This is a genomic window from Halobacillus amylolyticus, from assembly GCF_022921115.1.
Classification (GTDB): Bacteria; Bacillota; Bacilli; order Bacillales; family Halobacillaceae; genus Halobacillus_A; species Halobacillus_A amylolyticus.
The window spans coordinates 350,232-369,206 of sequence record NZ_CP095075.1 but is presented as its reverse complement, the minus strand read 5'-3'; the positions used below and the strand labels follow the sequence as shown (position 1 = coordinate 369,206).

Here is an 18,975-nt window from a genome sequence, read left to right as displayed (position 1 = left end):
AGCCTCTTTTAACTATGTTTCTGCCATTTACGTTTCATTATTTTCAAAGCGAAAGGCAAGATTCCAAACCAATAAGAAGAACTCCTCTTAGAGGGTCTCTCCACCCTTCGATCGAGCTTTTCTTGTTTAGACATATGCATATACTTCAGCGTTTCTTCAGTAAGAAATTGAACATACTCATTTTTCTTCATAGAGATCCCTTCCTTACGATTAATTACTCATTAGTATGTTCAAAATCGTTGTTCTTTAGACAAAAAATAATCTCCTCTACAATCATTTCAGGATTTTTGTTGTCAACTTGTATCGTTTCTGTGGCGACTTGTTCGTATAAAGGCTTGCGTTGATTAAATCGCTTTTGTTTCTCAACTAGATCGCCACTCCAAAGCGGACGGTTTCCGCTTTGAGCTAGCCTTTCCTCAATCGTTTGGAATGAAGCCTCTAAGTAAACGACAACATGGCCAGCTAAAGTTTCCCGGTTTTCAGCTGATAAAAGAACACCTCCTCCAGTTGATACGATTAACTGACCTTCTAATTCCTTTAACAGCTGGGATTCCATTGCACGAAAAAACGATTCTCCATGGTTTGCAAATATTTCTGGGATTGTCATCCCCTCGCGCCTTTCAATCTCTTCATCCATTTCTATATATGTACATTGCAAATTTTCGCTCAAACGTTTCGCTATTGTTGATTTACCGCTACCCATATAGCCGATTAGAAAAATCATGTCATGCCCCTAAAGTTTTTTTTAGAAAAAAGAAGGATTTATAGAAGAAATGTCGAAAGGTATATAAGGCTGAATTTTTGAAATGAGGTGATAACATAACGTGAGCCAAATTGCTAAGTATGCCCAAGACCTTTTAGTTTCTGCGATTCAACAAACCGCCTCCGACATCCACTTTTCTCCCTACACCGAAAAGACCGATATCCACTTTCGTATTCATGGACAACGAATTTTTCATTCTTCTTTACCCATTCCATCATACCAAAAACTGCTTGCTTATTATAAGTTTATATCCGGTATGGATATCGGTGAAGTGACGAAACCGCAGAACGGTACTATTGAACATCGCTTGAATCAATCTCTGTTTAATCTTCGTTTATCCACTCTCCCAATTATTGGCTGTGAGAGCCTGGCAATCCGAATTCTCTCCCCTGAAGATCAACTGCAACTAGAACGACTCTTTCTTTTTCCGAACCAGCTGAAACAGATTGAAAAATGTCTTTCCTATTCAAGCGGAATGATTTTATTCACCGGGGCGACAGGAAGTGGGAAAACTACCACCCTCTATGCATTGCTCCAATCCCTGCTTAAGAAACATTCGTTTCAGGCGATCACACTCGAAGATCCTATTGAGAAAAACTTGAATAACATTATTCAAGTACAAGTCAATGAGCGTGCGGGAATCACCTATGATGCTGGATTAAAGGCTGCCCTGCGCCATGACCCCGACTTACTCATGGTTGGCGAAATCCGCGATAAGGAGACAGCCCATTTCGCTTTTCGTGCCGCTTTGAGTGGTCATTTAGTAATCAGTACCATTCACGCTAAGGATGCTTATGGGACAATCAGGAGGTTAGAGGAGATGAAAATTAAATCCTCTGATCTTGAACAAACTTTAATCGCCATTGCCGCACAACAGCTCCTTCCTCTCAAAAACCATGAATCCCTTCCCAGAAGAGCCGCGATTGTTGAGCTTCTTGACGGGGAAACGCTCTATCAAGCAATACAAGGTCGGCCCCCTTACTATCAAACACAATTTCAATCATTCGCATCCTTAAGGAGAAAAGCTTATGCTCTTGGCTACATTTAAACTCTTTTCTCGTTTCTCACCTCGACAACAAGTCCTTCCTTTAGCAAAACAAATCTTGTTTTTACGTCGTCTCTGTCATTTGCTAGACAAAGGATTCCCATTACTCGAGTCCCTTAAGATGACAAGCTGGGATCCAATCCTTGCTCCGATCGCAAGCACCATTACCAGTCAGCTTAAGGTGGGCCAGCCTATGGATGCAGCCTTTCAACAAGCAAACTTTTCAAAAAATGTTATCTCATTTTTGTATTTTTCACGCATCCATAAAGATTTACCATCAATGTTTAGGCAATGTGCGGAATTGTTGCACATTCAAAACGAATACACGAAAAAGTTAAAACAAGTGATGAGATACCCGCTATTTCTGCTGCTCTTTGTTTTCATTGCATTTGGTGTTATTAAGCGGACTATCCTGCCTAGCTTCCAGTCACTATTCGAAAATGATAGCACGAAACCGCTCAGTTTACTTATTTTAAAAGGAATTGATTATGGAATGACTGGTTTCGGTTATGTCACACTTCTGCTAATTATTCTTTTGTTCGCCTTCAGGCTTTATTTACCTAAGCTTTCCATTGAACAAACGCTTTCCATCTACGAAAAGACACCCGTCATAAAGGAATATCAAATGTTTACGATCAGCTTCCTGTTCGCCACCCATTTAAGTTCTCTCCTTAGAGCCGGTCTCCCCCTTAAACAGGCCCTCGAAATGATGGCCGAACAGACAAAATATAATACCCTTACCCACTACGCAAGAATGATTTTAGAAAAACTTAATGAGGGGACCCTACTTGGTCAATCACTTCATTCATGTACATTACTCAGAGGGGAACTGACAGCGATATTCCATCACACCAATGATCTCGAAACATTGAGTCTAGAGCTCCATGTTCTGTCCGAATTACTCATTGATCAATTGAAAGAAAAGTTAACACGCACGGTCCAACTTATACAACCGATATTCTTTATAGGGATCGCGGGTGTCGTCGTTCTGATTTACGCTTCCATTATGCTGCCAATGTATCAGTGGATGGAGCAAATATAGAAAGGGGCAAGTCATTGAACAATCAAAAAGGATTCACGCTCATCGAAATGCTGATCGTGCTCTTAATCATTTCTGTTTTACTGATTATTACAATTCCCAACCTAACCGAAAATAATAAAACCATCCGCTCTAAAGGCTGTGAGGCACTCACTCTGACAGCAGAAGCCCAGGTAGAAGCTTATAAAATTGAAAATGGCACATTCCCTGCTTCATTAGACACCCTAGTAACCGGAAACTTTTTAAAACAAACAACTTGCCCAAATGGAAAAGAGCTTGTATATAATACGACTACTGGTGCAGTCACAAGTCCAGCTTCTGAATAAAATGATTAAAAAGCAAGGAGGCTATACCTTTACTGAAGTAATTATCGTGCTCGTTGCATTCTCAGTTCTATTAATGATGGCCGCTCCATTGCATAGTGAAGTTGTTACCTCCGTTAAAATTACGCACTATATCGAACAACTTGAGAATGACCTACTACTGGCACAGCAACTATCCATGCAGCACGAGAGTCACTACTGGGTGATGATACGACCTGAAAACAATGACTACTATCTGTATGACTATTCAAGTAGAAAAACTGTGTTTCACCGTAAATTTCCTGAAACGTGGTCGATTCATCTCTCCACACTTCAATCACCTATACGCTTTAATAACAGCGGTACCATTCAGAACCCTGGAACAATGATCCTGAAAACCACAGAATCCAGTTATAAGATTACCTTTCCATTTGGAAAAAGCAGGGTGACGATTCATGAACAATAAAGGATTTACGATCGTTGAAATCATATGTGCTTTCGGATTATTAATGATGATTTCAACTGCCATCGTTCCGTTGTTAACCGAATTAAGAATTTCCCAAAAAGCATTATCTGATGAACGTATCATAACTACTCAGTTACAAAGAGAGCTGCTTCAGCACAAAAATGAGCCCCCCGAAGAGTTTCCATTTATAAATAAATATGAATTGATGACGGTCAGCTTCGATCAGCGGGATACTTACGTTGAAGCTTGTGCAAGATGGGTGACCCGTCGTAGTAACAAGGAGCTTTGCTTATATGCTAGCTATAAACAGTAAAGGCTTTACTTTAATTGAAACGTTATTCTGTCTGACATTACTTTCTATAATGTTAACGATAATCCTTCCCTTGCTAAAACTCATGGAAAGCCCTGCTTATTCCCATGAACTGTCGGTTATTCAATTTTTCACCTTCATCGAAAGCGAAGTAAATACATCTACAAATGTGAGCCTCCTCCAAAACGAGTTACTCATCACGGATACAATGGGACGAAATATACGTATTTCAAAATACGGAGATACAGTAAGAAGACAGGTGAACGAAACTGGTCATGAATTGCTTATTACAAGCATTCAATCGATCACATTCAAACTGAAGGATGACATTCTTACTGTTCATCTCACCCTTAAGGAAGGCACAGCTTATGATAAAGCGATCTATATCCCCTCTTAACAATGAAAGAGGTGTCATCTTTCCCTGGGTTTATATGATAGGCAGTTTACTTATTCTTACATGTTTGTTCACTGCTCAAGAATATAAAAATCAACTGCTATCAACAAAAGTTGTAATTGAATACCACCAACTTCAAAGCCTTTTCCACTACAGTCATGATCAACTCGCTTTAAGATTGAAAGGTCATACTGCGGCGAACGAAATAATCAATGACCATTTTACTCTTCCATTAGGGGAATCATTCGTAGAATGTAATCCAGAGGGGAAAGGTTACTCCTGTCTATGGCAACTATCCCTGACTGAAGGTGCAGTCAAACAAATTACTCGTTATTATCGTATAGATGCACCATAATTTCACCATGAAACGCGGTTGCCACCAAGCAACCGCACTTTTTTACTTAATTCATGTATATTGTTCATGTATTCTTCATAAAACTAATTGCGATACCTGGTCTTTTGTATGACTGCGGGGCGAAGGTCAACCAATATTAGCTTAAAACCTATATTGTAAAAATAGGGACTGCTATGTTTAACAACAGGATGATGTGTTATGCTGTTGACAAGATTCATTTACAATCTTAAATGGGTCGTTTATAATATTAATGATAGTTTAACGATGAAAGATGAAAAAGGAGGGGGAAGAAGCATGGATCGCATGTTTCGAGTGTTGGCGTTTTGGACTGGGATATTTACTGTCATGTTTTATGCTGGCGACATGATGGAAGCTGCATTATTATCTCTTGTTCAAACTGCCTTTTTCCTTGCAATTGGCTACCTTAAACTGTCTGAGCGTATGTATATTTACATATTTTTCTCATACTTGACAGTGTTTATGATTGGATTTACTTACTATTCATCATTCATTCTTGTACCGTCTTTCGGTGGTCACTAAAAAAATCCTGTTATCCAAATTGGATAACAGGATTTTTTTGCCCCGGTACTTAATTGAAAAATGGATTATTCTTTTTTTCTTCCCCAATTGTCGTCGGTAAACCATGACCAGGATAAATTTTCATATCATTTCTTAAACTAAACAGCTGTTCTTGAATGCTTTTAGTCAGCTCATGTCTGTTACCGCCTGGCAAGTCTGTTCTTCCCATTCCTTGCTGAAACAATGTGTCTCCACCGATCGTAAAGCGCTGGTTACGAAAGACAAATGACACGCTTCCTGGGGAATGCCCTGGTGTATGACGAACTTCAAATGTAAACGTACCAATTTCTTTTATTCCGGGTTCTAAAACATGATCAGCAGGGGCTGCCTTTATCTCCCCGATTTGAAATAGCGCAGATCCATTCAGCGACGGGTCACTGAGCCAATTGGATTCAGCTTCATGTAAATATACAGGGGCTTGGTAGGCCTTTCTTGTCTCCTCTACTGCACCAATATGATCAAAGTGGGCATGAGTCAATAAAATGGCTTCCACATTTAAATCACGTTCTGAAATGAATTCCTGAAGCTTATCAAAATCACCTCCAGGGTCAATGATTAGCGCATGGTGATTTTCGTAAATGATATAAGCATTGGTTGCCAAGGGGCCTAATGGTAATCGTGTAATTTTGAGCATTGATATCACCTCATAAAAAAGTTTGAGAAAGGCTCGACAAATCGAATTAGATACTATAGAATGAGTGAGTAATGAAATGAACTACATATAGTATAACATCTATAAAATGTAGAATGATAATATGAAAAGGGATATAGGAGGGCTTATTTGTGGTAACAGCTATTATTCTTTTACTCGTAACAATCCTTTGCGTATGTGCCGTATTCCGTGAAATCAAGACAAAGAATTTCTTCGCAGTACTATTTGCGGCAGCATCAGCACTAGTTTTTGGCTGGTTCTCTGTTATGACAATTTACTCAAACTTATTTGGATAATTGATAAAACCGAGCTGTATAAGCAGCTCGGTTTTTTAGTATAGAAAAAAGAGCCTCCGATTAAGGGAGGCTCCTCCTGTCTACTTTTCATCAGTGAAATCATAAAATCTAAACAAATCGCCGTAAATAATTTTATCTGAATAGCTTAGTTCCTTCTCAACTTGCTTTTTCGTTGGCTTACAAGCTTCGTTCTCAGATTCAAGTGGTTCTCCTGTTTCACGATCATAGCACGTACCTTCCGTATAAACGTATTTCTCTGTTATAAAACTTCCATCTCTTAAAGCAGTAAATTTCTTCGAACCTTCAACAAACATGTCTACCCCAAAAGATAAGTCGTTTTCAGCCTCAATACCGAGAAGGCTTAATAATGTAGGTTTGACATCGATTTGTCCAACAACTTCTTCGCGAATCCCCCCATTCTCATAGCCTGGAATATGAATCATGAATGGAACACGTTGCAATTGGATGTGTTCATAAGGAGTAATTTCCTTATTCAGAAATTCCCCCATCGCATTGTTATGGAATTCACTAATTCCATAGTGGTCTCCCATAAGAACAATAATCGAATCCTTATAAATTCCCGATTCCTTCAGCTGTTGGAAGAATTGCTTAAGTGCTTCGTCCGTATAGCGGGCCGTTTGGAAATAATTATTTAATGTCTCCGAACCTGAATCGTACTTGTCGATACTTGCTTTTTCTTCAGGTATCTCAAATGGGAAGTGATGAGTAAGGGTAATAAACTTACTATAAAAAGGTTCTTCCTGCTGTTTCAATTCATCGATCGATTGTGAGAAAAACGCTTTATCTTCAAGACCCCAACCGAAAGAATTCTCTTCAGTTACATTATACGATTGTTCTCCATAAAATTTATCATAACCAACATTTTCATACATGACGTCTCTGTTCCAAAAACTCTTATTGTTGGCGTGAAAGACAGATGACGTGTACCCATGCTTGTTTAATATTTCAGGTAAAGCATTGTATTCATTTTGAGCATTTGTAAAGTAAACCGCTCCCCTACCCAGTGGATAGAGTGAATTTTCCACAATAAACTCTGAATCTGATGTCTTCCCTTGAGCTGTTTGATGATAAAAGTTCTTAAACCATATTGTGTCTTGTCTTTCTTTTAAATCATTAAGAAAAGGGGTGGTTTCTTCTCCATTAATCTTCGAGTCCAAGAGAAAGTTTTGAAATGATTCTATACTTACGAAAATCATATTCTTGTCTTCGGCGATTCCAAATAGCTCTGATTTTTTATCTGTATCCGCATTTTCTTGAATATAATTTTCAATTTCACTAATTTCACTGCTATCAGCAAACACGCGCTGTGCCTTTGTCTTCGTTTGCATCATAGCATCATAAACATGATAGTTATATACACCGATATTCTTCACTAAATATTCACGATCAAATGCACGTACAAAGAGCATTGGACGTTCCATCTCAGCTAATGCAACATTCCCTGCTAACAATAAGAAGGTAACAGCTGTAGCGGCAATTTTTCCGCTTTTTGAAAAACTAACAGACAGATCAAACTTTTTCTTACTAAGAACCCAGATGACGACGACATCTAAAATTAACAACAAATCCTCCACATGAATCAGTGTAAGAATACTTGATGTTAAGTCGGCGGCGTTGTTCCCTTGAAATAATACAGGTATTGTAATGAAGTCCGTAAAGTTTCGATAAAAGACTAAATTAATATAGAGCACTACAGAACCAATGAATGCGGTCCATCTTATATACTTCATTTGATTCTTAGGCTTCAACCAAACGCTGATAGCGAAAACTAAATACGCACTAGCTATTGGGTTGAAGAACAAAATAAATTCTTGCAGTGCATTTTCTATAGACAGGTCAAACATGAACCTATATACAATATAAGTTTTCAACCCAAATAAAATAGATACAATAACGAATAAAGGTATTCGCAATTTGTTTAATTGCATCAGGTTTCCTCCTTCATCCAGTGCATTCATAAAAAATTACATATAATTTACTAGGACACACTTTATCTTTAATAAATTCCACGTATCATAATTATTAAACCGTTTCCTCTTATATGACGAAAATAGGTCCTTAAAAGTTTCATATTTCTTTATAGATCCATCAGATGTTAGTTTCCAGGTACCCATTTATTTTAATAGACGTCTGTAAAAAAAGAAACCCTACACAAACAGAAAAGAAGCCCAATCTTTGGCTTCTTTCCCATCTGTCTATAGATTCTCTTTTACCAAATAAGCCCCTCCGATCACGCCTGCATCATTTCCAAGCTCGGCTATTTCAAACGTGCAAGCTTCAGCTGTACGTGTTAACGCATAGGTTCTAAAAGCTTCTTTGAGCGGCTGTAAAAGCTGTACCCCTGCTTTAGAGACTCCTCCGCCGATGACTATCTTGTTTGGATTAATGGCGATTGCTAAATTTGCTATAGTTAGCCCTAGCGTGTCTATGACAGATGCTATGACCTTACTAGCTGCTTCATCGTGATCAGCTGCTGCTTGAAAGACATCTTTAGCTGTGATCGATGTAAACGAATTTAGTGAAGAACTGGGATATTCTGATAACACTTCTTTCGCTTTTCTTACAATTCCCGTTGCAGAAGTTTCTGTCTCTAGACACCCTGATTTGCCACAGTTACAAGCTGCTCCACCACTCCTGATAACTGTCATATGACCAATTTCAGCTGCCATTCCATTTGCGCCGCTGATAATTTTCCCGTTGGCGATAATTCCCCCGCCAACGCCAGTCCCGAGCGTTACAGCAATTAAATTTTCAACTCCTCCGCCAGCTCCTAACCAATTCTCTCCAAGAGCGGCTAAGTTGGCATCATTATCCACCCATACAGGGTAGCCTGATAAATTAGCAAGCTGTTTACCAAAATCAAAATTCTTCCATCCAATATTTACAGCTTCGTAAATATATCCAGTCTTGGTATCAACAAAGCCCGGTGCTCCGACGCCAATACCAAGAACGTTTGACTTATGTAGGGCTAATTCAGTTTGTGCTGAATCAATTGTCTTGTGGATGTCCTGTGGAATATATCTGCCTTGTTCACTTTTATTAGTAGGAATTTCCCATTTTTTCAAAATATCTCCCTTAGTAGAGAGTACTGCGAGTTTTATCGTTGTCCCCCCAACGTCAACACCAAAACAGTAGTTTTCACTCATGTGCCTGTCTCCCCTTTTCGTTCATCTTTCATTTTAGCAATTTCCCTGTGTAACAGTAAAATCGCCATCTGGTAATCCTCTTTTGCTATAAATTGTGCTTGATTAAGCTCCTGTATTTCTTGCTCCATTAACTCCAGTTCAGCTAAACGATCTCCAACATAAATGAACGTTCCGAATTGTTTTAAAAGCTGCTGAATATCATAGATTGTTTTCATTTACATCACCGTTCCTATTATACCATGTACTCATGGAATAAAAAAAACCCCGACTTTTCTTGTCAGGGCCTTTAGGGTGTAGAAAAACAGGACGACGATTTTTAAGAGGGATTGGTGCACGTATGAAGATATCATGGTAAGCCCTAAAAGAAAACGGCATGAACGGCCAAAGGAAGGGTGTTTTAAATCTTACAACTAGATCATTGAAGACTGGATGTAGCTCATAAGCAAACGAAAGGTATGGATTAGAGAATCGCTATGCGTCCGCTCAAAAGAATGAGAGGCATCAATCCCCGGTCCGACAAGCCCATGTTTAATATCGAACCCAGCACGAATAGCTGCTGACGCATCTGAACCATAAAAAGGATAGATATCTATTTTATAACCTAATTTATTTTCTTCAGCTAGGCGTACCATTTGATTCTTCAGTTCTAAATGATAGGGACCTGATGAATCCTTAGCACAAATCGACACATCATATTCTGTTGATGCTTGTCCGTCGCCTATTGCCCCCATATCCACTGCTACATATTCCTCAACTGCCTCTGGAATCGACGCATTTGCACCGTAGCCAATTTCTTCATTATTAGAAAAGAAAAAGTGGGTTGTATAAGGGAGCTGAATTTGCTCCTCAATCAATTCTTCAAGCATATGCAAAAGTATAGCAGCACTTGCTTTATCATCTAAGTGGCGTGACTTAATATATCCACTATCCAAGTGTTCGAAGCGTGGAGCAAACGAAACAAAATCTCCCACCTGAATCCCTAACTGCAGAACATCTTCACGGTTTTCCACTTGTTCATCTATTCTTACTTCAATATTTGTATCGTCACGTTTTTCTTCCTTCGCATTTCTATAAACATGGACAGATGCTTGTTCCATCAATATCGTCCCACTATAGTCGACGTTATTTGAATGAATGGTGCAATACTCGCCTTCTACACTATTCCACATGAATCCGCCAATCATGGATAGTTTCAGTTTACCGTTAGGCTTTATTTCTTTGACCATAGCGCCTAATGTATCAAGGTGGGCTGTGAGCATACGCTGCTTCTCCTCATTCGCCCCTTTTATTGTTGCAATAAGTGCACCTTTTTTTGTCATATATGTGTTTACACCTTTCACACGTAATACGTTTTCACAATATTTCATTATTTCCTTTGTATAACCCGATGGACTCGGGATAGAAGTGAGTTGTTTTAAATGATCAACGATATAATTGTTATTTTTTTGCATGTAAATTCCTCCAGTATCATAAGTTTTTTATACAACCTTCTATCAAGAAAAGCATAAGCACCATCTATTAACAAAGGAGATGCTCGGAGATGAAACATGTTTGGATGTTTGCATTTATAGGGTTTATAGCAATCGTTTTTACGTATTTTTTTATATCTTCAAGAGACATGGCAGTTATTAAATACTTTCCAATTGATGATAGCCATTATTTTACGGAGGCTTCCACAACCTTGACTACTTCAGATGATGAGGATAATGATGAAATAAAATGGGACGTGGCCTCCTCTAGCAATGACTCCATGTATTTGCGCCAGGACGTATCACTGCTATATGTAAATGGGCGTTTAAAAGGTGTAGTCAACAAATGGAAGGAAAACGCGCAACACATTGAAAAACAGACAGTACTGCAAGGCGAGGACAGTAAAAAGTATGAAGCCATCTCCTTTCATCACGGCGAAATACACGGGGAGAAAGATGAGATCAAAAGCATACAAGCCACATCTAACGACACGCTTTACATCATTGACTCTCCACACTCGAAAAAAACCGCATTTCACAAGGCGCAGTCAACTGAAGAAAAAGAATGGACAGGAAAGCTGGATCATGCCATTGATCAGCAATTAGAAGCACAGTGGGACGAGCTTATTCATCACTATCAAATACCTAGGGAAAAATATATCCACATCCCGTTAACTGAACTCACTGCTTTTAGTAAAGAAAATCCTTTTCCAGGTACAACGGGAGCAGAGTTTGACCGGATTTTAGGACAGCTTTGGGAAGGATTATATAAAAACTATGTGCTCGGCATTGAAGACTCACAATCCAAGCATCCTATCCAGAGTTATATTCCACTGATTCTTCTTGATAAAAATGGCAAGCATTTAATTGTCCTTTATGAAGATGATGCAGGAGAGAAACATCAACTCATACAATATTATTGATTGAAACTTTGATTTAACTCTTGAAACTGTTCGTTGTCAGGTTTAAGCCTTGCCGCTTCATCTGCATGTCTTCCTGACTTATCGATCTTTCCCATCTGTCTGTATATGAGGGCTAAATTGTAATGTGCCTCGGCAAACTCCGGATCTAGTTCAATAACTTGTTCTAGATCCTTTTGAGCTTGGTTAAGCTGTCCTGTCTGCGTATAAGCATAAGATCGATTAAAGAGGAGTTCTGCTTCAAAATCACCAGGTTTATCCAGAGCTTCATTTGTCAGATCAATGGCTTTTTGAAAATTTTGCTGCTCATTTAACTCTTGGGATTGTTGAACCTGTATGAGGGCATATGATTCCTCATCCGTTTGCTGAATTCCGAGAAAGATCATCACCACAATAGCTAAAGTGTAAGCCACAGCTGCCAGGCTTTGAAACCCCCATTGCTTTTTTTTAGGAAGGTTGCAGATAGCGGACGCAATAAAGCCACCTAGCAAACCACCCATATGGGCTCCGTTGTCAACTTGAGGGACAAGTATCCCAAAAGCAAGGTTAATTCCTATAACAAAAATTAAATTATATCCCATTGTTCGAAAAAAAAGCCGTTTATAGTGGACGCCAAAATATAAGAGTGCACCGAACAGCCCGAAAATCGCTCCTGATGCACCAGCTGCCACCTGTGGATTTAACATAAAGCTCGCTAGTCCGCCAAAAATACCGGCTAAGAAATAAATAGATGTGAAACGAAGAGTTCCGTATATCCTTTCTACAGCTGTCCCTAAATAGTATAAGGCGAGCATATTCATTAATAGATGTAATGTCCCGATATGAAGAAACATTGAGCTCAGGATGCGCCACCACTCCCCGTCAACAATCGCCGGGTTATATTTGGCACCATATTCAATCAATGTTGTAATAGAGGTGCTGCTTCCTTTGTACTCGATAAACAAATAAACAAGCACATTTAGCGCGAGGAGTACATACGTAAGAATTGGTTTTCCAAATGTAAATAATGCTTCACCCTCGCGCTTTTTCTTACGTTGGTTTGCGGCAGTGAGCTGCTTCATATAATGGACTTGCACTTCTGCCTCATGCTCATTGATCTCAAGTGATAGATCTGGCACTTGCATTCCTAATCCTAACTCTTCATAAAGTGCGTTTACACGATCCATTTTGTGGTCATCATCTAAGTAATGAATAGCCGTTTGCGTGTGATTCGTAAGTTCGTTTTGTTTAACATTCTCCCACTCGTCAACAGGAGGGTATTCTGAAATATAAAGGCAATATAAGGATAAACGTTTGCCACGAAACAAACGCTTATTTTGTTTCATCTGTAATTTGACCCTTTCTAAATCGCGAATCAATTGATTCCGCCAATTAAATTGACCGTGAAATAGACGGATAACTTGAACCTTGCCTCCCTTATCTTTTTCAAGCCATACTTCACTATTATCAACATTTACATGTAAAATTTCAAAGTCTTGATGACTAACGAGGTCATGGGCAAGCTTCCAAAAAAAATATTCTTGTTTAATAAACAAATCTGCTCCCCTCTCTACTACACATTTATCATAGCATGTCATACTAAAACGAAGCGAAGCACTTGCTTTATCAGAGAGAAAATAAACGCTCAAAAGTCGAACTGTGATCTTTTTGAAAAAGAAAAGACTGTCAGCACACTGACAGTCTAGACTATTTAAACATATTAGAAACTAATTTTCTTCTCACATAGGGTACACTCATTGTCTGCTGGATGAGCCATCGTCTTAAATAGGGAACAGCAGTTAGCAAATCCAACGTTTTATAACGATAACGGTAAATCACTGTGCCAAGAGAAAGAACAACAATCATCCACGTAAAAACGCGAGTCATTTTCCACTCACCTCATTTTCATTTACGATTATTGTTCTCTTCTTTGAAGCCATTATTCTAAAATACATGCAGGAATTTAGGTTTGTATCCTAAGCCATTTCTTTTCAGTAATAATATGCTGTACAGGAATATCGAATGTTTCAGACGGTAGCTTGGTTGTTAACTGTTTCTCGGATATAAGTGAAACAGTTATCCCATTGAAGTCTGTGAGAAATCGGTCATAAAAACCCCCGCCAAATCCAATCCGATAGCCTTTATGATCGAATATCAGCCCTGGTACGATCAATAGTTCGATCTCTTCTTTGCTTATGGCTTCGGATGTTACAGGAGACGGTTCTTGTAACCCATAATAAACAGACTCTAATTGGTCATAACTCGTTAAGCTGTAAAATGTGAGCCTTTTCGATTTCGGGTCACATTTAGGCACAACCAGCTTCTTGCCTTCAGCCCACGCTCGTTCGATGATCGGCTTAGTCGACCACTCGTCAGGAAGGGAAACAGTTACGGCAATCACACCGGCTGAACTCCATAGCTCTGATTGAAATAATTGATTATGTATGGCCTCTTCGATACGTTCTTTTTCTAACACCGAAAAAGAACGTAACAAGTCCTTCCCTTTAATGCGCCACTCCTTTTTCTCCATCGGCTGCTCCTTTCTTGTCTACAAAAAAACAGCAGGAGTATCTCCTGCTGTTTATTTAGTTTCGCGATGAAGCGTGTACTTACCTAGGCGTGGGCTGTATTTATTAAGCTCAAGACGCTCAGGGTTCGTACGCTTATTTTTTGTAGTAATATAATTACGATCACCGGTTTCAGTGCAAGCAAGTGTAATGTTTACACGCATGGTTTATCCCTCCAAATCATGATTCAGTTCACTGTCTTATCCACATAATCAGACCTTATAATAGTATCAAATGTTCCCACAGCTTTCAAGTATGTATTCTTGTAAATATACGAAATATGCATAGATATCCTTCCTATTCTATGGTATAAATGAACGTGGAAGAGATAGGAGTGAAAGTAAATGATCCCTGTACTAGTTACACTATCCTCAATTGCCATTATCTTGTTTATTCTCTCATTTTTCATGAATGATCGGCTTAAGGATGTGGAAGACCAAGTAGAGCAGTTGTCACTGCAATTTATGCAAGACAGCTATCAAATGAAGAAAAAATTAAATGTTCTAGAGGAAGAGCTGCTCTCGGGCGATCTGACGGAGGACATTCTAAGGCAGTCCCACTACCAAAAGTCACAGAAACCACCTTTAGTTACCCGGGTACAAACCATGCACATGAAGGGGTATTCCCCATCAGAAATCGCAAAGGATACCAATTTAAATGAACACGATGTTCATTCCATCATTCTTCAATTTAAAAATGAGGGAGCAGCGAGATGAAGCAAACTGTACGTTCATTCTCAGTAGGATTAATGGCCGCGACGCTTATCTTAAGTATTTTTTATTGGATGGGACCCGGCGAAGCTTCAAGCGGCGCTTCACAACTGTCGGAAAATGTAATCATTCAAAATCTCGAAGATAAAGGCTACAATGTTTTAACTGACGAGCAGTTGAAATCTATGGTAGCTCCAAAAGCAGAATCCAATAATGTTGGAGAAACTACCACTAGTCAAAGTGACAAAGAGCCAGAAAACATAACCTTAGAAATTGAATCTGGTATGAGTTCAACTGATATTAGCGAATTACTGTCTGATCGGGGCCTGATTGAAGATGCGCAGTCCTTTGATCAATATATGCGTGAAGAAGGTTACAGTCGCTACATACAAATTGGTGAGTTTGAAGTTTCTGAAGAGATGTCGAGGGAACAAATTGCCGATGTTATTACATCAAACTAAAAAGGCTGACTCAATCTTGAGTCAGCCTTTTTATAAGGAATTACTTCCAGATAACAATAACTGGGCGCCTCCGCTTATGAATGCAGGTCTAAACCCCCTCTACACTTTCTAACTACTTATTTAAATCGTAGGTTTTGCCTTTTACTAGATAGAAGACACTTTCCCCTATATTCGTAATATGGTCGGCGAATCGTTCAATATATCTTGCTGTATAAGCCATTTGCATAATGTGCTGGATTTGCTCTGGATTAACTGCTGTGACCTCTAGGAGTTCACGAACACTTTTTCCATATAGCTCATCAATCTCATCATCCATTTCCGCAAGCTTCTGTGCTAACGAAATATCTTCATGTTCGAATGCTTTAATAGCTAAGTCGACCATATCCATAGCGAGAACGGCCATTTCACGTAGATTAGGGTTGATTTTAATCCCGTGATTGGGGCCTAGGTGAATCGTAGCCTTAGCTATATTTTTTGAATGATCGGCCATTCTTTCAAGATCAGAGGATATTTTTATAGCCACAATTAAACGGCGTAAGTCTGTTGCTACAGGCTGTTGTTTAGCAATCGTCAAAATCGCTTCTTCATTAATTTGTCCTTCTTTGTCATCAATCAGCACGTCATCTTTCATGATCTGTTTTGCTTTGTCTACATCGCCTTGATACAACACGTGAATGGCCGTATCCAGTGATTCTTTCACGTCAAGGGAAAGCTGTTTAATTTGATCTTTTATACTTTGTAGGTCCTCTTCAAACTGAACACGAATTGGCATGAAAAAACCGCCTTCCTAATATTTATTATCCAAAGCGTCCGGTAATATAGTCTTCTGTACGCTTGTCTTTTGGGTTTTGAAATAAATCATCTGTCTCTGCAAATTCGATCAATTCCCCATTTAAGAAAAAGGCCGTTTTATCGGAGATACGAGCTGCTTGCTGCATGTTGTGTGTAACAATGACAATGCTGTACTTTTTCTTAAGTTCTTGAACAAGTTCTTCTACCTTAAGGGTAGAGATTGGATCAAGTGCGGACGTTGGTTCATCCATCAGTATTACATCCGGCTCTACAGCTAAAGCACGTGCAATACAGACCCGTTGCTGCTGGCCACCAGATAGACCATACGCATTTTCATTGAGACGATCCTTTAGTTCATCCCAAATCGCAGCATCCTTTAAGCTTTTTTCCACAATATCATCGAGCAGTGCTTTCTTTTTAATGCCGTGAACGCGCGGACCATAGGCAACGTTGTCATAAACAGACTTAGGGAATGGATTCGGTTTTTGAAAGACCATTCCAACTTTTGCCCGCAGATCTTCCACAAGAAATTTACTATCATAGATATCCTTATCACGATATTTTATCGAACCAGATGTTTTAACAACTGGTATCATTTCTACCATCCGGTTTAATGCTTTTAAATAAGTTGATTTTCCACATCCGGAAGGTCCGATAATCGCAGTGACACGCTTTTCCTCAATCCCCATATTAATTTTATGCAGGGCTTGATCTGATCCATACCACAAATTTAAATCTGATACCTCAAACACATTACTGGCCTGTTCAGGTTGAGTCTTTTGATTTGTCAAAATAGTACTCTTCACTTGCTTATCTCTTCTTTCATCCAATTTTAATGTCATTTTGAAACCCTCCGCATCTAATGTTATAGACGTTTTTGAAATTTATTTCTAATGCCCACTGCAATGGCATTCATCATCAATAACACAATAAGCAATACGACAATTCCTGCAGCTGCTACGTGCTGCCACTCTTCCTGAGGTCGGCCTGTCCAGTTATAGATTTGAATCGGCATAACTGTGTACTTCGAAAGTAAGGAATCTGGCAGTGTATAAATAGCTGTAGCTGCACCAACGATAATCAATGGCGCTGTTTCTCCAATTGCTCTTGAAAGAGCGATAATTGTACCTGTAAGCATTCCAGGAAGTGCAGCTGGAAGAATAATTCGTGCGATGGTTTGCCATTTTGATGCTCCCATACCAAGGGACGCCTCTCTTAATTCATTCGGCACCGAACGGATTGATTCTTGGGCAGCGACGACAATCACAGGTAAGACTAGCAATGCCATCGTCAACCCTCCTGCTAACAAGCGATAGCCGATGCCAAACATATAAACAAAGAAAGTTAAACCTAACAAACCGAATACGATAGAAGGCACACCAGCTAAATTCTGAATGTTTATACGGATAAACTCAGTGAGTTTATTATTGGGAGCATATTCCTCTAGATAAATTGCCGTACATACACCAATCGTCACTGCAAACACTGCTATAATGACCATCAACATAATCGAACCAATTAATCCAGCCCAAATTCCTGCTTCTTCTGGATAAGGCGCAGGAAAACTTGTAATATAATCCCAACTTAAATAGCCAATTCCTTGAGTCAATACACGGTAAATTAACAAGCCGAGAAAGATTAAACCGATCATGGTAGCCGTAAAAAAGACAGCCATCATGAGTTTATTAAGCCATACTCTTCCTTTTACTTGTCGCTCCATTGCTTCTTCATTGCGCCCAAGCATTAATATTCCTCCCTAAACTTACGTGAAATATACTGAGATAACAGATTCATTAGTAATGTGAAAACAAACAATGTTATCCCTACAGCATATAGACTGTAATATATCGTAGATCCAAATGTCGTGTCCCCTGTTGCTGCTTGAACAATAAAGGCTGTCATCGATTGGATCGACTGTGTAGGATCTAACGTAAGATTTGGTGTCGCACCTGCTGCAATCGTCACAATCATTGTTTCTCCAATTGCACGAGAGATCGCTAATACAATGGAAGCAACAATGCCGGAAAGTGCTGCTGGAAGTACAACCTTCATAACTACTTCAAGCCTCGTAGCCCCAAGTCCATAGGCACCTTCACGAAGACTGTTTGGTACAGAGTTCATCGCATCTTCAGAAAGGGATGCAACCATTGGAATAATCATTACTCCAACAACCAGCCCTGCACTAAGTGCATTAAAAATACCTAAATCAGGAATGAACGACTGAAGAATCGGCGTAACAAATGTAAGAGCAAAGAATCCATATACAACCGTTGGGATCCCTGCTAAAATTTCTAAAACAGGTTTTATAATTCTCCTAACACGGTCACTTGCATACTCACTCAAGAAAATGGCAGCCATAAGACCTAAAGGTACAGCCACTAATGTAGCAATAAGTGTAATGAGTAGTGTTCCTCCAATTAATGGCGCTACACCGAACTCACCCGTCCATGGTGACCAATTTGTACTTGTATAGAATTGAAAAATATTTACCTCTGAAAAAAATCCTATTGATTCTCTCAACAGTGTAAATAGAATACCAACCGTTGTTAACACACTCACACTTGCACATAAAAATAAAAAGACAGGTATGACCTTTTCAAGTCTCTTTGCAATACCTTTCTTCTGCTTTTTTTCTTCTATTAACTGTTGGACATTAAACTCTGTTCCCTCAGACCGTAAAAGTTTGTCCATGTGTAAACTCCTCTCATC

Annotated in this window: 27 protein-coding genes; 12 read left to right on the top strand and 15 right to left on the bottom strand. The window is 39.2% G+C overall.

Features of this window, described 5'->3' with window-relative positions:
• Positions 1–8: 8 nt before the first annotated feature.
• Together MUO15_RS01995 and MUO15_RS01990 are read right to left on the bottom strand one after the other, a co-directional pair.
• Complete coding sequence (locus tag MUO15_RS01995; protein ID WP_245033083.1) at positions 9–191, bottom strand: YqzE family protein; 183 nt, start codon at positions 189–191, stop codon at positions 9–11.
• A 23-nt stretch (positions 192–214) separates the two neighbouring features.
• Entirely contained in the window at positions 215–724 is a 510-nt protein-coding gene (locus MUO15_RS01990; protein WP_245033081.1) for a shikimate kinase, read from the bottom strand.
• Between the two features lie 100 nt (positions 725–824).
• Here MUO15_RS01990 and comGA point away from each other — a divergent pair, with 100 nt between their 5' ends.
• The 8 genes from comGA to MUO15_RS01950 all read left to right on the top strand — a co-directional run bounded on the left by comGA (position 825) and on the right by MUO15_RS01950 (position 5,214).
• Positions 825–1,811 (top strand): competence type IV pilus ATPase ComGA, encoded by a 987-nt coding sequence (gene comGA / locus MUO15_RS01985; RefSeq protein WP_245033078.1) that lies wholly within the window; start codon positions 825–827, stop codon positions 1,809–1,811.
• Positions 1,792–2,850 (top strand): competence type IV pilus assembly protein ComGB, encoded by a 1,059-nt coding sequence (comGB, locus tag MUO15_RS01980; RefSeq protein WP_245033076.1) that lies wholly within the window; start codon positions 1,792–1,794, stop codon positions 2,848–2,850. Before comGA ends, comGB begins: the two co-directional genes overlap by 20 nt.
• Before the next feature lie 14 nt (positions 2,851–2,864).
• Positions 2,865–3,173, top strand: a complete 309-nt coding sequence (gene comGC, locus MUO15_RS01975; RefSeq protein ID WP_245033074.1) for a competence type IV pilus major pilin ComGC — start codon at positions 2,865–2,867, stop codon at positions 3,171–3,173.
• Between the two features lies 1 nt (position 3,174).
• Positions 3,175–3,615: a competence type IV pilus minor pilin ComGD gene (gene comGD / locus MUO15_RS01970; RefSeq protein ID WP_245033072.1), complete on the top strand. Its 441-nt coding sequence runs from the start codon at positions 3,175–3,177 to the stop codon at positions 3,613–3,615.
• Positions 3,605–3,928, top strand: a complete 324-nt coding sequence (locus MUO15_RS01965) for a hypothetical protein (RefSeq protein ID WP_245033070.1) — start codon at positions 3,605–3,607, stop codon at positions 3,926–3,928. Before comGD ends, MUO15_RS01965 begins: the two co-directional genes overlap by 11 nt.
• A complete protein-coding gene (comGF, locus tag MUO15_RS01960; protein WP_245033068.1) occupies positions 3,909–4,322 on the top strand; it encodes a competence type IV pilus minor pilin ComGF in 414 nt (137 codons plus the stop codon). The genes MUO15_RS01965 and comGF overlap by 20 nt, the downstream gene beginning before the upstream one ends.
• Positions 4,294–4,674 carry a hypothetical protein gene (locus MUO15_RS01955; RefSeq protein WP_245033066.1) on the top strand — a complete coding sequence of 127 codons (381 nt, stop codon included), beginning with the start codon at positions 4,294–4,296 and terminating at the stop codon, positions 4,672–4,674. The genes comGF and MUO15_RS01955 overlap by 29 nt, the downstream gene beginning before the upstream one ends.
• 294 nt (positions 4,675–4,968) lie before the next feature.
• Positions 4,969–5,214: a DUF2626 domain-containing protein gene (locus MUO15_RS01950; RefSeq protein ID WP_245035802.1), complete on the top strand. Its 246-nt coding sequence runs from the start codon at positions 4,969–4,971 to the stop codon at positions 5,212–5,214.
• 49 nt (positions 5,215–5,263) lie between these two features.
• Here MUO15_RS01950 and MUO15_RS01945 read toward each other — a convergent pair whose 3' ends face one another.
• Positions 5,264–5,887 carry an MBL fold metallo-hydrolase gene (locus MUO15_RS01945; RefSeq protein ID WP_245033064.1) on the bottom strand — a complete coding sequence of 208 codons (624 nt, stop codon included), beginning with the start codon at positions 5,885–5,887 and terminating at the stop codon, positions 5,264–5,266.
• Positions 5,888–6,036: 149 nt separating this feature from the next.
• On the opposite strand from MUO15_RS01945, the gene MUO15_RS01940 reads away from it, so the two are divergent.
• Complete coding sequence (locus MUO15_RS01940) at positions 6,037–6,201, top strand: DUF2759 domain-containing protein (protein ID WP_245033062.1); 165 nt, start codon at positions 6,037–6,039, stop codon at positions 6,199–6,201.
• Positions 6,202–6,281: 80 nt separating this feature from the next.
• On the opposite strand, the gene MUO15_RS01935 is transcribed toward MUO15_RS01940, so the two are convergent.
• From MUO15_RS01935 to MUO15_RS01915, 4 genes are all read right to left on the bottom strand, one after another.
• Complete coding sequence (locus tag MUO15_RS01935) at positions 6,282–8,150, bottom strand: LTA synthase family protein (RefSeq protein ID WP_245033060.1); 1,869 nt, start codon at positions 8,148–8,150, stop codon at positions 6,282–6,284.
• 267 nt (positions 8,151–8,417) lie between these two features.
• Positions 8,418–9,368, bottom strand: a complete 951-nt coding sequence (locus MUO15_RS01930) for an ROK family glucokinase (RefSeq protein ID WP_245033058.1) — start codon at positions 9,366–9,368, stop codon at positions 8,418–8,420.
• Complete coding sequence (locus tag MUO15_RS01925; RefSeq protein WP_245033057.1) at positions 9,365–9,583, bottom strand: YqgQ family protein; 219 nt, start codon at positions 9,581–9,583, stop codon at positions 9,365–9,367. The genes MUO15_RS01930 and MUO15_RS01925 overlap by 4 nt, the downstream gene beginning before the upstream one ends.
• A 195-nt stretch (positions 9,584–9,778) precedes the next feature.
• Complete coding sequence (locus MUO15_RS01915) at positions 9,779–10,819, bottom strand: M42 family metallopeptidase (RefSeq protein ID WP_245033055.1); 1,041 nt, start codon at positions 10,817–10,819, stop codon at positions 9,779–9,781.
• An 89-nt stretch (positions 10,820–10,908) separates the two neighbouring features.
• Here MUO15_RS01915 and MUO15_RS01910 point away from each other — a divergent pair, with 89 nt between their 5' ends.
• Positions 10,909–11,760, top strand: coding sequence for a hypothetical protein (locus tag MUO15_RS01910; RefSeq protein ID WP_245033053.1), 852 nt, complete (start codon positions 10,909–10,911; stop codon positions 11,758–11,760).
• Here the strand turns inward: MUO15_RS01910 and MUO15_RS01905 are convergent.
• From MUO15_RS01905 to rpmG, 4 genes are all read right to left on the bottom strand, one after another.
• Complete coding sequence (locus MUO15_RS01905; RefSeq protein ID WP_245033051.1) at positions 11,754–13,292, bottom strand: rhomboid family intramembrane serine protease; 1,539 nt, start codon at positions 13,290–13,292, stop codon at positions 11,754–11,756. The genes MUO15_RS01910 and MUO15_RS01905 overlap by 7 nt on opposite strands.
• A 151-nt stretch (positions 13,293–13,443) precedes the next feature.
• Positions 13,444–13,623 carry an autophagy-related protein 27 gene (locus MUO15_RS01900; RefSeq protein ID WP_245033049.1) on the bottom strand — a complete coding sequence of 60 codons (180 nt, stop codon included), beginning with the start codon at positions 13,621–13,623 and terminating at the stop codon, positions 13,444–13,446.
• A gap of 76 nt (positions 13,624–13,699) precedes the next feature.
• On the bottom strand, positions 13,700–14,266 hold the full coding sequence (locus MUO15_RS01895) for a 5-formyltetrahydrofolate cyclo-ligase (RefSeq protein WP_245033047.1): 567 nt from the start codon (positions 14,264–14,266) through the stop codon (positions 13,700–13,702).
• A gap of 51 nt (positions 14,267–14,317) precedes the next feature.
• A complete protein-coding gene (gene rpmG / locus MUO15_RS01890) occupies positions 14,318–14,467 on the bottom strand; it encodes a 50S ribosomal protein L33 (protein ID WP_079530279.1) in 150 nt (49 codons plus the stop codon).
• A 180-nt stretch (positions 14,468–14,647) separates the two neighbouring features.
• Between rpmG and MUO15_RS01885 the strand changes: the two genes are divergently transcribed.
• Together MUO15_RS01885 and MUO15_RS01880 are read left to right on the top strand one after the other, a co-directional pair.
• Positions 14,648–15,019: a hypothetical protein gene (locus tag MUO15_RS01885; RefSeq protein WP_245033045.1), complete on the top strand. Its 372-nt coding sequence runs from the start codon at positions 14,648–14,650 to the stop codon at positions 15,017–15,019.
• Complete coding sequence (locus MUO15_RS01880; protein ID WP_245033043.1) at positions 15,016–15,474, top strand: hypothetical protein; 459 nt, start codon at positions 15,016–15,018, stop codon at positions 15,472–15,474. Before MUO15_RS01885 ends, MUO15_RS01880 begins: the two co-directional genes overlap by 4 nt.
• A gap of 112 nt (positions 15,475–15,586) precedes the next feature.
• Here the strand turns inward: MUO15_RS01880 and phoU are convergent, their stop codons facing one another.
• The 4 genes from phoU to pstC are packed head-to-tail and all read right to left on the bottom strand — an operon-like array spanning position 15,587 to position 18,957.
• A complete protein-coding gene (gene phoU / locus MUO15_RS01875; RefSeq protein ID WP_245033041.1) occupies positions 15,587–16,246 on the bottom strand; it encodes a phosphate signaling complex protein PhoU in 660 nt (219 codons plus the stop codon).
• A 25-nt stretch (positions 16,247–16,271) separates the two neighbouring features.
• Complete coding sequence (gene pstB, locus MUO15_RS01870; protein ID WP_245033039.1) at positions 16,272–17,108, bottom strand: phosphate ABC transporter ATP-binding protein PstB; 837 nt, start codon at positions 17,106–17,108, stop codon at positions 16,272–16,274.
• Positions 17,109–17,131: 23 nt separating this feature from the next.
• Positions 17,132–18,010 (bottom strand): phosphate ABC transporter permease PstA, encoded by an 879-nt coding sequence (gene pstA / locus MUO15_RS01865; RefSeq protein ID WP_245033037.1) that lies wholly within the window; start codon positions 18,008–18,010, stop codon positions 17,132–17,134.
• Positions 18,010–18,957 (bottom strand): phosphate ABC transporter permease subunit PstC, encoded by a 948-nt coding sequence (gene pstC / locus MUO15_RS01860; protein ID WP_245033035.1) that lies wholly within the window; start codon positions 18,955–18,957, stop codon positions 18,010–18,012. Before pstC ends, pstA begins: the two co-directional genes overlap by 1 nt.
• Between the last annotated feature and the right edge of the window lie 18 nt (positions 18,958–18,975).

What these genes read in the sequence shown, in the direction of transcription:
- MUO15_RS01995 (WP_245033083.1), bottom strand. Translation starts at nt 191, where the DNA reads ATGAAGAAAAATGAGTATGTTCAATTTCTTACTGAAGAAACGCTGAAG.
- MUO15_RS01990 (WP_245033081.1), bottom strand. Translation starts at nt 724, where the DNA reads ATGATTTTTCTAATCGGCTATATGGGTAGCGGTAAATCAACAATAGCG.
- comGB (WP_245033076.1), top strand. Translation starts at nt 1,792, where the DNA reads ATGCTCTTGGCTACATTTAAACTCTTTTCTCGTTTCTCACCTCGACAA.
- comGD (WP_245033072.1), top strand. Translation starts at nt 3,175, where the DNA reads ATGATTAAAAAGCAAGGAGGCTATACCTTTACTGAAGTAATTATCGTG.
- MUO15_RS01965 (WP_245033070.1), top strand. Translation starts at nt 3,605, where the DNA reads ATGAACAATAAAGGATTTACGATCGTTGAAATCATATGTGCTTTCGGA.
- comGF (WP_245033068.1), top strand. Translation starts at nt 3,909, where the DNA reads ATGCTAGCTATAAACAGTAAAGGCTTTACTTTAATTGAAACGTTATTC.
- MUO15_RS01955 (WP_245033066.1), top strand. Translation starts at nt 4,294, where the DNA reads ATGATAAAGCGATCTATATCCCCTCTTAACAATGAAAGAGGTGTCATC.
- MUO15_RS01950 (WP_245035802.1), top strand. Translation starts at nt 4,969, where the DNA reads ATGGATCGCATGTTTCGAGTGTTGGCGTTTTGGACTGGGATATTTACT.
- MUO15_RS01945 (WP_245033064.1), bottom strand. Translation starts at nt 5,887, where the DNA reads ATGCTCAAAATTACACGATTACCATTAGGCCCCTTGGCAACCAATGCT.
- MUO15_RS01935 (WP_245033060.1), bottom strand. Translation starts at nt 8,150, where the DNA reads ATGCAATTAAACAAATTGCGAATACCTTTATTCGTTATTGTATCTATT.
- MUO15_RS01930 (WP_245033058.1), bottom strand. Translation starts at nt 9,368, where the DNA reads ATGAGTGAAAACTACTGTTTTGGTGTTGACGTTGGGGGGACAACGATA.
- MUO15_RS01925 (WP_245033057.1), bottom strand. Translation starts at nt 9,583, where the DNA reads ATGAAAACAATCTATGATATTCAGCAGCTTTTAAAACAATTCGGAACG.
- MUO15_RS01915 (WP_245033055.1), bottom strand. Translation starts at nt 10,819, where the DNA reads ATGCAAAAAAATAACAATTATATCGTTGATCATTTAAAACAACTCACT.
- MUO15_RS01910 (WP_245033053.1), top strand. Translation starts at nt 10,909, where the DNA reads ATGAAACATGTTTGGATGTTTGCATTTATAGGGTTTATAGCAATCGTT.
- MUO15_RS01900 (WP_245033049.1), bottom strand. Translation starts at nt 13,623, where the DNA reads ATGACTCGCGTTTTTACGTGGATGATTGTTGTTCTTTCTCTTGGCACA.
- MUO15_RS01895 (WP_245033047.1), bottom strand. Translation starts at nt 14,266, where the DNA reads ATGGAGAAAAAGGAGTGGCGCATTAAAGGGAAGGACTTGTTACGTTCT.
- rpmG (WP_079530279.1), bottom strand. Translation starts at nt 14,467, where the DNA reads ATGCGTGTAAACATTACACTTGCTTGCACTGAAACCGGTGATCGTAAT.
- MUO15_RS01885 (WP_245033045.1), top strand. Translation starts at nt 14,648, where the DNA reads ATGATCCCTGTACTAGTTACACTATCCTCAATTGCCATTATCTTGTTT.
- MUO15_RS01880 (WP_245033043.1), top strand. Translation starts at nt 15,016, where the DNA reads ATGAAGCAAACTGTACGTTCATTCTCAGTAGGATTAATGGCCGCGACG.
- phoU (WP_245033041.1), bottom strand. Translation starts at nt 16,246, where the DNA reads ATGCCAATTCGTGTTCAGTTTGAAGAGGACCTACAAAGTATAAAAGAT.
- pstB (WP_245033039.1), bottom strand. Translation starts at nt 17,108, where the DNA reads ATGACATTAAAATTGGATGAAAGAAGAGATAAGCAAGTGAAGAGTACT.
- pstA (WP_245033037.1), bottom strand. Translation starts at nt 18,010, where the DNA reads ATGCTTGGGCGCAATGAAGAAGCAATGGAGCGACAAGTAAAAGGAAGA.
- pstC (WP_245033035.1), bottom strand. Translation starts at nt 18,957, where the DNA reads ATGGACAAACTTTTACGGTCTGAGGGAACAGAGTTTAATGTCCAACAG.